This window comes from Methanocaldococcus lauensis (assembly GCF_902827225.1).
Taxonomy (GTDB): Archaea; AGJL01; Methanococci; order Methanococcales; family Methanocaldococcaceae; genus Methanocaldococcus; species Methanocaldococcus lauensis.
Genome location: NZ_LR792632.1, coordinates 496,998 through 508,948, shown reverse-complemented (window position 1 = coordinate 508,948; position 11,951 = coordinate 496,998). Strand labels below are relative to the sequence as shown.

Here is an 11,951-nt window from a genome sequence, read left to right as displayed (position 1 = left end):
CCCGCTATATTGTTTTATTTATATTTTTTATTTTAAGTAGTGATTATAAAGAGCTCCGCCAAACAATCCTTTATATTTTCTTATAGATGGAGAATTCTGCCAACTTAGGTTTCTAAGAACATGATAATAGCAATTTTTCATCATCATAGATAATGGGGAGTTTTCATCGTATGGATGCTTTGGACATTTGTATCTAACATACTGCATAAACATGCAGATCTCATTAAGTTTGTAAAATGTCCAATTTAGTGCATGTTCTACCCCCCAAATAAAGCCAATTTTATCTGGAACTTTAAATAAAACTCCTGTTGCCTTATCAAAATTTGCATGCTCATAAGGGTTATAATGTAAAGGAATTATTGTATCCTTTAACCCTCCAGTTTCTGTAGCAATTACAGGAGTGCAATATGCCATAGACTCCATTTGTACTAAACCACAAGGTTCCCAATATGATGGCATAACTGTCCAATCACTTCCTGCAAATACTAATGAAGATAATGGAAGGCAATATCCTATTAAAGCTAAAATCTTATCATCATATTCTTTAGCAAGATTTTTTAATCTATCTTCAATTTCTTTTTCCCCTTTTGTTAAAAATACAAATCTTATATCATGCTTTTCTAAAAGTTCAGGAATTGCCTCAAACATTGTATTAAATCCTTTTTGATATGTGGCTCTACCAACAAATCCAATTAAAGGAGTTTCTATATCTCCTTTTAACTCTCCATAAACTTCTACATCAGTGGCTGAAATTCCTTTATCTCCTATTTTATTCCAATCTTCAACATATTCATAAATTCCTCCCCTATAAAACCAAGAATATTTTATTTTTGGTTTTATATTTTTAGCATCTTCTGCGGTATATGGTGATATATAAGCATAATCCTTTGGATTAAGTTTGTTATTTGAAAGGGTAACCATCCTATCTATAATTTTTATTGGGTCGTATTCATCAATATCTATTCCATTTAATATTCCAACAAATGGCTTATTGTTTATATATTTCTTTATATATGGACAGTTTTTTATTTCTTCAGCGTGTGTAGGGCTTACAGTATTAACAGCATCGGCATATTTTATTCCAAACTCTAAAAAAGTCATAACTTCTCCTTTATATTCAACAATTGCTCCTTTAAACGCCTCATTATGAATAGTTAATGTGGTAGGAAGATCTAAAACATCACTACATTTTGCTATAGCTAAACCGCACATCCAATCGTGTCCAGAAACTACATCAACATCTTTAATATCACCCAAATAGATAACTACTAAGTCGGCAAATATTTCATATTTAATAGGGTCCCAAATGTCTAAATTGTTTATTTTTTCATTGCTAAATACTATAATATCTACTCCAGTTGTGGGATGCTTTGTTTTTAAAACATCAAAAGAAATTTTTGCTCCTTTATAAACAATATTAATTTTTTTAATAACTTCATAGGGATAGTTATAGTATCTGTTATAATGGTTTAAAGTTAATACAAGTACTTCATTATTAAAATTTTTTAAAAATTTGGGTAAATCTTTCATTACATCTCCTAAACCACCATAAGATACTATAGGAGTCATTGTTGGAGAAAGAATAGCGAGTTTCATAGTTATCACAACCTTTTTATACCATACATTATTAACACTTATAATGTTTATTAAATATCCAATATTCAATATTAATCTTTAAATTGTAGATTATATAAAGATTACTACTTAGTGAGAAAATGAGAATAGCAATGATAGCTTGGGAGTATCCTCCAAGGATTGTGGGGGGTTTGGCTATTCACTGTAAAGGTTTGGCAGAGGGTTTGGTTAGAAATGGACACAGAGTAGATGTTATAACAGTTGGCTACGATTTACCAGAGTATGAAAATATAAATGGAGTAAATGTATATAGAGTTAAACCCATAACTCATCCAAATTTTTTAACTTGGACTTTGTTTATGGCTGAAGAAATGGAAAAGAAATTGGGTATTTTAGGAATTGATAATTACGATGTTATTCATTGCCACGATTGGATGACACACTTTGTAGGGGCTAATTTAAAGCATGCATGTAAAATGCCCTATGTTCAGTCAATACATAGTACTGAAATTGGCAGATGTGGGGGATTATATTCTGACGATTCAAGGGCTATACATACGATGGAGTATTTATCTACATACGAATCCTGTCAAGTGATAACTGTAAGTTATTCTTTAAAGGAAGAAATTTGTTCTATATTTAAAACTCCTGAAGATAAAGTTAAAGTTATCTACAATGGAATAAATCCATGGGAATTCGATATTAATATGAGTTGGGAAGAGATTTTAAATTTTAGAAGAAGTATTGGTGTTCATGATGACGAAAAGATGATTCTATTTGTTGGAAGACTGACATATCAAAAAGGAGTTGAGTATTTAATAAGGGCAATGCCTAAAATTCTTGAAAAACATAATGCAAAATTAGTTATTGCTGGAAGTGGAGATATGAGAAACTATTTGGAAGATTTATGCTATCAATTAAATATAAGACACAAAGTAATTTTTTTAGGTTTTGTCAGTAAAGAAATGTTAAAGAAACTCTATAAATCTGCTGATATTGTAGTTATTCCCTCTGTCTATGAGCCTTTTGGAATCGTTGCATTGGAGGCAATGGCTTCTGGGACACCAGTGGTTGTTAGTTCGGTAGGAGGTTTGAGAGAGATTATAACCCATGAATATAACGGAGTTTGGGTTTATCCTAAGAATCCAGATTCAATTGCTTGGGGTGTAGATAGAGTTTTATCTGATCCAAATTTTAGGGATTATATTGTAAATAATGCAAAAAAAGATGTCTATGAAAAATACAGTTGGGACAATATAGCAAAAGAAACAGTTAATGTTTATAAAATAGCCATTGAAATGATGAGGTGATTGATATGGAAGATATGTGGGGAAAAATTGGAGAAACTGCTGGAAGAGTTTATCACCTATTAGAAGAAGGAGAAAAGAGCTTGTCTAATATAGAAAGAAGTTTAAGAAAAGAAGGATACAATACAAATATTGTAAAAATGGCAATTGGATGGTTAGCCAGAGAAGATAAGATATTTGTGCTAAAAGATGGAAATAAGTGGATTATCAAATTAAAATAAATAAATAAAAATCATTGAAATTTATTTTTTATTTTATTTTTTATTTTTATATTTGTGATAAAATAGTTTTAAGTGATCTATATGAGCGGTATTGTAGGAAATAGCAGTTTATTAGTTAAAATTGGAGATTATGGAGAAATCAACTATTTATTTTATCCTCATGTTGGGTATGAAACTCATATATTTGATTCAGCATTGGCAATATACGACAAAAAAATAAAATGGCATTGGGATGATGATTGGAATATATACCAAAATTATATTCCTGAGACAAATATCTTTAAAACTATCTTAGAAGATGATAAGATTATATTAACAATTAAAGATTTAGTTCCAGTGTCTCACAATGTGTTAATTAGAAGATTGTATATAAAAAATAAATTGGATAAAAAAATATCCTTTAAATTGTTTTTTTATGAAAGTTTAAGAATCGGTGAAAATCCTACTGAAAACACTGTAAAATTCTTAGATGATGAAGAGTGTATTGTAAAGTTCGATAAAAAGTATATCTTCTGCATAGGTAGTGATAAAAAAATTGACTCATTTCAGTGCGGTAATAGATATAGTAAAAATAGTGCCTATATAGATGTTGAAAATGGTATATTAAAAGAAAATAAAGAAAGTTCTGGATTAATGACAGATAGTGCAATCTGTTGGAATATAGAAATTGATGAAAAAAGAAGTTTAGCATTTAATATTTATATAATTCCACAAAAATTTGATGGTGATTTATCAATAATTACTGAACAGTTGAATATAATTAAAAATAACAGTGAAAATATTAAGAATCTTTCATTAAACTACTGGAGAAACTATATAGGAGATATTAGGAAATATATAAATCCTGAATTAGTTTCAAATAGTAATATTTGCTCTATTGCTAAAAGAGCGTTGATGATTCTATTGATGCTTTGCGATAAAGATGGGGGTATTATTGCCTCTCCTTCATTACATCCTGATTATAGATATGTGTGGGGTAGGGATGGAAGTTATATAGCGATAGCCTTAGATTTATATGGAATTAGAGGAATTCCAAATAGATTTTTTGAATTTATGTCCAAAGTTCAGAATGATGATGGCTCTTGGCTCCAAAACTATTATGTTAATGGTAATCCAAGATTAACGGCATTACAGATTGATCAAGTTGGCTCTGTATTGTGGGCTATGGATGTGCATTATAGATTAAGTGGAGATAGGAGATTCGTTAAAAGATATTGGGATACAATAGAAAAGGCTGGAAATTATTTAAATTGTGCTGGTTTAAACTTTACTCAGTGCTATGATTTATGGGAAGAGAAGTTTGGAGTTTTTGCATATACAATGGGGGCAATATATGCTGGCTTAAAGTGTGCATACAGTATGAGTAAGGCGGTTGATAAAAGAGGGGAAGTTAGACATTGGGAAAAAACCATTGAATTTTTAAAAAAGGAAGTTCCTAAGAGATTTTATTTAAAAGAGGAAGGTAGATTTGCTAAATCTATAAATCCTCTAAATAAAGAGGTTGATATAAGTATATTAGGTTTAAGTTATCCATTCAATTTAATAGATGTAGATGATGAAAGAATGATAAAGACAGCAGAAGATATTGAAAAATCTTTTAATTACAAAGTTGGAGGAATTGGAAGATATCCGAGTGATATATACTTTGGAGGAAATCCTTGGATAATATCTACATTATGGTTGAGTTTATACTATAAAAGATTATCAGGAATTTTAAAAGAAAAAAATGATGAAAGATATAATTATTTCTTACAAAAATCAAAAAAATTATTTGATTGGGTAGTAAAATATAGTTTTGGAGGTATGTTTCCAGAACAGATACATAAAGATTTAGGAATTCCAATGTCTGCTATGCCATTAGGTTGGAGTAATGCAATGTTTCTTATCTCAATATACGAAAATGACAATATTATAATTCCATAATCTAAAATAAAAATAAATTTTTGAGTTGATAGATATGTTAATAACATTCACTTTCGAAGTTCATCAGCCACACAGATTATATAAGAATATTAATAAAAAAGGAAATAATTTATGGGAAAGATATGTTGATACAAATCTAAATAAGGAGGTTTTTAATAAAGTTGCAAATAAATGCTACATTCCTGCAAATGAGTTAATTTTAGAACTTATTGATGAATATGACTTTAAAGTAAATTATTCTATTACTGGCTGTTTTATAGAGCAATGTTTAGAGTTTAATGAGTATGTTTTGGATTTATTTAAGGATTTAGTTAAGACTGGAAATGTTGAGTTGATTGCTGAGACATATCATCACTCTTTATCAAGTTTGTATGAAAATGAGGAGGAGTTTATTGAAGATATAGAATTACATAAAAAATTATATAAGGATGTGTTTGGAGTAAAGCCAAAAATATTTAGAAATACTGAATTAATCTACAACAACAGAATTGCAAAAATATCTAAGGATTTAGGTTTTGAGGCAATATTTACAGAAGGTACTGAGAAAATATTAAGTTGGAGAAGTCCAAATTATTTGTATCAATCTCCTGATGGTATGAAAATTCTGTTGAGAAATTATAGGTTGAGCGATGACATTGGTTTTAGATTTTCAGCAAGGGATTGGGATCAATATCCATTAACCGCGGACAAATATGCATTATGGTTAGCATCGACACCCGGAGAGGTTATAAATATCTATATGGATTATGAAACTTTTGGAGAGCATCATTGGAAAGAATCTGGAATATTTGAATTTTTAAGATACTTACCTATTGAAATTTCAAAACATGAACACTTAGAGGTTGTTAATGTAAATGAAGTCGTTAAAAAATTAAAACCAAGAGGAGAAATTTATGTGCATGAATTTGCTACAATATCGTGGGCAGACACTGAAAGAGATGTTAGTGCGTGGTTAGGAAATAAAATGCAAAAAATATCCTTTGAAAAATTGAAAGAAATTGGAGAATTTATAAAAGAAAATAAAGATAAATTAAAAAAATCAGAAAAATTTGATGAAATCTATAAAATATATAAAATTTTGCAGACAAGTGATAACTTCTATTATCAATGCACCAAGGGCTTTGGAGATATGGATGTTCATATGTATTTTAGTCATTTTGACTCACCATTTGACGCCTATGCCTCTTATTTGAACATTTTGTATGACTTTGAATACTACTACATAAAAGATGAGATGAAAAAGTTAAATAATAGAAGTGATTATGATAGTAAAGAAAAATTAATTGTAAATAATGATATAGAAATAAAAAACATAAATGATAACAATAGCAAAGAATGTATTGAAAAGAATGAAGAGCCTAAAGATGAAAACGATAAATTTATAATAGCGTGAGGGAGAAATGATGAAAGAGAAGTGCGTTATATTTATTATAGATGGACTTGGAGATAGACCAAATGAAAAAGGATTAACTCCTTTAAAGGAGGCTAAAACTCCAACAATGGATAGAATGGCTAAGGAGGGAATTTGTGGGTTAATGAACGCTATTGATATTGGAATAAGACCTGGAAGTGATACTGCTCACTTATCTATTTTGGGTTATAATCCTTACGAAGTTTATACTGGAAGGGGCCCATTAGAAGCTTATGGCGTTGGTCTAAATTTAAAAGAGGGAGATATTGCTTTTAGATGCAATTTTGCCACGGTTGATGAAAATTTTGTTGTTTTAGATAGAAGAGCTGGAAGAATTAGTCCAGAAGAGGCTGAAGAATTAGAAAAAGAAATTGATGGCTTAGAAATTGATGGAGTTAAGGTTATTTTTAAATCATCTAAGGGATATAGAGGGGCTTTAATTTTAAGAGGAGAGGGATTGTCATATAAAGTAAGTGACGGAGATCCTCACGAAGAGGGAGTCAAAGTTAATGAAATAAAACCGTTGGATGATTCTGAAGAGGCTAAAAAAACAGCGGAAATTTTAAATAAGTTATTGAAAATTGTTTATGAAAGATTAAATAATCATCCAATAAACATAGAAAGAAGAAAAAAAGGATTGCCTCCTGCTAATATAATACTACCAAGAGGTGCTGGAATAGTTCCAAAAATAGAGAAGTTTTCTGAAAAATATAATATGAGAGGAGCCTGTATCTGCGGAACTGGTCTTATAAAAGGAATAGCTAAAATGATTGGCTTAGATTGTATAGAAGTTGAAGGAGCTACTGGAACTCCTAACACTAATTTTATGGGCAAGGCTAAGGCGTTAGTAGAGGCATTAAAAGAATATGATTTTGTTTTGGTAAATGTTAAAGGAGCTGATGAGGCAAGTCATGATGGTAATTACAATCTTAAAAAAGAAGTTATAGAAAAAATAGACAAAATGCTATCTTATGTATTAGAGCATATTAATAAGGATGAGGTTTATTTTGTATTAACTGGGGATCACTCCACACCTATAGAGATGAAAGATCACTCAGCCGATCCAGTTCCAATAGTTATTTGGGGTAAAAGTGTTAGAACTGACGATGTTAAAGAATTCAATGAATTTAGTTGTGCAAAAGGAGCATTGCATTGGATTAAAGGAGAGCATGTAATGAAGATATTGTTAGATTTAACTGGAAGAAATGAAAAGTTTGGAGCATAACTAAGCATATAATTTTTCATAAGCCTTAACTAAGATTTCTCCTGCTTTTGTAATACTTTTTTTACCAAGGAATCCTAAAGCTCTTAAAATAACAAGAGCTTTATGAATTTCTTCTTCACTTAAACTAAGATTCTTTTTAATGAGTTTTATTTCATCCTCCTTATAACCTCTCTCTTCTCTACTTTCCTTCCAAATTTTATTAAATTTATCTAAATTATTGTAAATTACTTTTAATATGTTAAATGTTGTTGGAGTAATACCAAACTTTGTTGATAGAAGTTCATCAATTTTTGCATATTCTATTGCTGTTTTAACATCTGTTCCAAGGTCTGTAAGTTTTATAATTTTATTTTGTAATTCTACAATGAATCCTTTAGATTCTGCTTCTCCAATAGCCTTAATTATAGCCTTTTCATCTCCTCCTACAAGATCTTGGACTAATTTTATAACTTCATCTTTATGTATATATTTCCCCTTTGGAACCTTTAAAAGTATTGCAATATCATATTTAGTTAAATAGGGCTTTCTCTTAATACTCTTTGAGAATTTAATCATTGTATGTCCTTTTTGAGTAACTCCTTTTTTTATTAAACCTTCTTCCTTACCTGCTAAAACCCACTCAGCTATAGGGACATCTCCACTTAAAGAGTAAGTTATTGCCTTCATACCCTCAGTTGTAACGACTCCTAACTCTACTATTGTTCTACCCCAGTTTGTAACCCAGTATGTATCTTTATTTTTCATAAACTTTCTTTCTATTAGTTCTTTAGATTCAAGAGTGTGCAAAATTTCTCCAAGGTCTTCAACATCTACTCTTCTCTGAATTTCACTGTATGTTGGTAAAATATCTGGTGTGTGTTTATTAATTTCTTCTAATTTAAGTAATCCTTCTAAAACCTTTATCTCATCATCCAATACATAAATTGGCAAAGTTTTTTCTTCAACGATTCCCATAGACTCATAAGTATCTATCATTGCATTACCTAACTCTGTAACTCCTTTCTCATCGTGAAAGCCCATTTCATCAAGTTCTTTTGAAGTTCCTCCTGATTTTAGTAATTCAATATCACTACCCTTTAAAATTAATGGTCTATTAAATACTTTAACATAAGACAATATTTTTAATGCTAAATCTGCTGTTTTTGTTGTTGTATATGCCTGTCCTCTTTCAGTTCTTGGAGATATATAAAGCATTCTCATTGCTTGGAGTGCATTAACAATATTATCTCCATACTCTACAGTGTTTTTGTGAGTAATCAAATCTTCTAATGTACTAATTTTAGGGATTTTGTTTATAAAGTCAATAATTTCTTTTGTTAAGTATAGAACTGGATGTGTTTCTGTAAATATTTTTAGTATTTCTTTTCCAATTTCATTTAAATTTTCATTTTCATCTAACATCTGTCTCTCTTTAAGTAAAACTTTCCAATTTTCTGGAATGTAATTAGTTTCCTCAGATAGTTGTAATATCTTTATTATCTCAGTATCGACGAAAACATCTGGCAATTCTTCAATGTTTAATTTATCAACGATTTCCATAAGCTTTTTTCCAGCATCTGTAAATGTTATTTTTCCATCTTCTAATTCTACAAATCCTAAGATAAACAATTCAAGGATTCTACTTTTAAAGTCTTCTGGTAATTTCTTTCTAATTTCCTCTTGAACATCTGTTTTTTTCATTTCTCTTAAAATTTCGAGATGTCTCTTCTTTAAAAACATCATTTCACCTTAATTTTTTAAATTTACTTAAAATAGCGTTTTAAAATTTATTATAATATAGCTTATTTTTAATTATTTATTAAATATATTTATGTTGCTAATACTATAAAAACTTTTCTTTAAATGTAAAATATGATTATAGAAATATACTAATGAAAAGAAATAAAATAAAAAAATAATAAAAAATAGACAAATTAGAAATAAAAATAATAAGTTACTTCTTCCTCTTCCACATTCTTGGGTAAGTTCCTCTATCCATATAAACTCTTTCCATATCTACAGCAACACCTTTTTCTGCCTTTACTATTTCTTTTGTGCTCATTAAAGCTTTTCCTACGCCAATAGCTTCCCCTTTTAGAGTTTCAACTAAAACTGTCTCTCCCTTCCCAATACCTTTACTTAACTTAGAGATTCCTCTAACATAAACATCTGCTCCATGGCATATTGCATCTACTGCTGAATCTTTAACAACAACCTTCTTTAAATGCCTTAAACCATACTCCATTGGTTTAATTATTTTCCTTAACTCTTCCTCATCACCATCTTCCTTCCAAAAATGATAAGCATCTAATAGATCATGTAAATATACAGCATCTTTTTCTTCAAAACATCCACTTTTAGTTCTCCTTAGTTCTTGCATATGTGCAGATGTCCCTAAAGCCTCTCCAAGATCTTCACATAGCTTTCTTATATAAGTCCCAGATTGGCATTTAACTCTAAATAATACATCTCTCCCCTCTTTATCTAATAATTCTAATTCATAAATCTTTCTTATCCTTAATCTTCTTTTAACTGCCGCCTTTAATGGAGGTCTTTGATAAATTTTGCCAGTGAATTCTTTAAATACTCTTAATATATCATCTTCTGAAGCATCCCTATGTAAATGCATCAAACAAACATACTCCTTTGGAGGTAAATGCCACATAGGAATTGTTTTTGTCGCTCTCTCTAATGCCACTGGCAAAACACCAGTAACCTTTGGATCTAATGTCCCACCGTGTCCTGCCTTATTTAAATTCAATATTTTTTTTACCCAAGTAGAAACCTCGTGAGATGTTGGGCCCCTCGGTTTATCTATAACTACAACGCCATACTTTATTAAATCTTCTATCTTTCTCTCGTATGGATTAGAACCATACTCCCAATTAGTTTCTGATTCTTCTCTTACTATTAATTCATCCTCAACCTTTGTTTTTTTACACAAAATCTCACCACTACTTATAACTCTTTACAAATTTAAAAAACCTTACAAATCCTACTAAGACACCAACAAATAAACCTATAACCACATAAACCATATTGTTAGTATCTTTCCCTATAATATAACCAACCATAATACCCATAACAATACAAAAGACAAATTCAAAGGCAATGTCTCTAAACTTCATAGTCATCAGTTATATTTATTTTTATTTTGATTATTAATAATTAGCATTTTTTATTGGTGGTGTAACTATGAATAAGAATTTATTGATGAAAAAAATTGGGGAAAATATAGATAATTTAATACAAAACAATCCTCCAAAGAGAAGTTTAGGGGACTTAATTCCATTATCAATATTTCAAGCGGTTAGAATAGGTATTTTAACTACTGGCTGTGGTATTGAGGCAATTATATACAACATAGGTAAAGATATTGGAAAGAATGTAATATCAAATTATATTAATGGAAATAGTTTAAATGAAATATTAAAAGATTTTGCTGAAATCTTAAAAAAGGCAAAGATTGGAAAATTAGAAATTGAAAAAATAAATGAAAAAGAAAATGAAATAATTTTAATATTGAAGGAGTGTGTTTCTTGCTACAATGCCCCAAATGTTGGAACTACACTGTGTCATTTTGAGGCAGGATTAATTAGTGGAACCTTAGAGAAGTTATTAAAAAGAAAAGTTAAAGTTATTGAAACGAAGTGTTGTGGAAAGGGGGATGAATATTGTGAATTTTATGTAAAAATTGGAGAAAAAATTTATTGGTAAATGCATAGTGGTGGAATAATGAATCTTGACGAAATTGATTTAAAAATTTTAAAGATTTTGCAAGAAGATGGAAGAAAATCATATAGAGAAATAGGAAGACAGTTAAAAATTAGTGAGGGAACAGTTAGAACGAGAATAAAAAAGATGAAAGAAAAAGGAATAATAAATGGATTTTATGTATCCATAAATCCACATAAATTAGGAAAAGATATTATAGCAATTTTAGGACTTTATTTAAAACCTTGCGAAGTTAAAAAAACCCTTGAAATTTTAAAAGGTTATGATGAAATAGTTCAAATTTATCAAACTACTGGGGAATATGACGCTGTATGTTTGGCTGTTCTTGAAGATATGGAAGAATTAGGAAATTTTTTAAGTGAAAAAATATACCCTCTTGTTAATGTAAATGGCTGTAAGGTTACTCTTGTCCTGAATGTGGTAAAAGAGGGTCACAAAATTCCAATATAAATTATGTTTAAAATATTAAAAAAAGTAAAAAAATATTACTCAAAATTTAAAATAGAAAGTTTTAAAAACCCTTCTTTTTTAATACGCAATTCTATATAATTTATTAAAGAAGTTCCAGTTTTACA

At 29.4% G+C, this 11,951-nt stretch carries 11 protein-coding genes; 7 read left to right on the top strand and 4 right to left on the bottom strand.

Going from position 1 to position 11,951, the window contains the following annotated elements:
- Positions 1–27: 27 nt before the first annotated feature.
- On the bottom strand, positions 28–1,596 hold the full coding sequence (locus KMP69_RS02820) for a glycogen synthase (RefSeq protein ID WP_214400439.1): 1,569 nt from the start codon (positions 1,594–1,596) through the stop codon (positions 28–30).
- 119 nt (positions 1,597–1,715) lie between these two features.
- On the opposite strand from KMP69_RS02820, the gene KMP69_RS02815 reads away from it, so the two are divergent.
- The 5 genes from KMP69_RS02815 to KMP69_RS02795 all read left to right on the top strand — a co-directional run bounded on the left by KMP69_RS02815 (position 1,716) and on the right by KMP69_RS02795 (position 7,662).
- Positions 1,716–2,885: a glycosyltransferase family 4 protein gene (locus KMP69_RS02815; RefSeq protein ID WP_214400438.1), complete on the top strand. Its 1,170-nt coding sequence runs from the start codon at positions 1,716–1,718 to the stop codon at positions 2,883–2,885.
- A gap of 5 nt (positions 2,886–2,890) precedes the next feature.
- A complete protein-coding gene (locus KMP69_RS02810) occupies positions 2,891–3,103 on the top strand; it encodes a winged helix-turn-helix domain-containing protein (protein ID WP_214400437.1) in 213 nt (70 codons plus the stop codon).
- Between the two features lie 81 nt (positions 3,104–3,184).
- Entirely contained in the window at positions 3,185–5,026 is a 1,842-nt protein-coding gene (locus KMP69_RS02805; RefSeq protein WP_214400436.1) for a glycoside hydrolase family 15 protein, read from the top strand.
- A 34-nt stretch (positions 5,027–5,060) separates the two neighbouring features.
- On the top strand, positions 5,061–6,419 hold the full coding sequence (locus KMP69_RS02800; protein WP_214400435.1) for a glycoside hydrolase family 57 protein: 1,359 nt from the start codon (positions 5,061–5,063) through the stop codon (positions 6,417–6,419).
- Positions 6,420–6,426: 7 nt separating this feature from the next.
- On the top strand, positions 6,427–7,662 hold the full coding sequence (locus KMP69_RS02795) for a 2,3-bisphosphoglycerate-independent phosphoglycerate mutase (protein WP_214400434.1): 1,236 nt from the start codon (positions 6,427–6,429) through the stop codon (positions 7,660–7,662).
- Here KMP69_RS02795 and KMP69_RS02790 read toward each other — a convergent pair whose 3' ends face one another.
- From KMP69_RS02790 to KMP69_RS02780, 3 genes are all read right to left on the bottom strand, one after another.
- A complete protein-coding gene (locus KMP69_RS02790) occupies positions 7,663–9,381 on the bottom strand; it encodes a DUF505 family protein (protein ID WP_214400433.1) in 1,719 nt (572 codons plus the stop codon).
- 214 nt (positions 9,382–9,595) lie between these two features.
- Complete coding sequence (locus KMP69_RS02785) at positions 9,596–10,603, bottom strand: RNA-guided pseudouridylation complex pseudouridine synthase subunit Cbf5 (protein WP_394357602.1); 1,008 nt, start codon at positions 10,601–10,603, stop codon at positions 9,596–9,598.
- Positions 10,596–10,769, bottom strand: a complete 174-nt coding sequence (locus tag KMP69_RS02780) for an AtpZ/AtpI family protein (protein ID WP_250543621.1) — start codon at positions 10,767–10,769, stop codon at positions 10,596–10,598. The genes KMP69_RS02785 and KMP69_RS02780 overlap by 8 nt, the downstream gene beginning before the upstream one ends.
- 67 nt (positions 10,770–10,836) lie before the next feature.
- Here KMP69_RS02780 and KMP69_RS02775 point away from each other — a divergent pair, with 67 nt between their 5' ends.
- Positions 10,837–11,358, top strand: coding sequence for a V4R domain-containing protein (locus KMP69_RS02775; protein ID WP_214400431.1), 522 nt, complete (start codon positions 10,837–10,839; stop codon positions 11,356–11,358).
- Positions 11,359–11,376: 18 nt separating this feature from the next.
- A complete protein-coding gene (locus KMP69_RS02770; protein WP_214400430.1) occupies positions 11,377–11,826 on the top strand; it encodes an Lrp/AsnC family transcriptional regulator in 450 nt (149 codons plus the stop codon).
- The last annotated feature ends 125 nt before the right edge of the window (positions 11,827–11,951 follow it).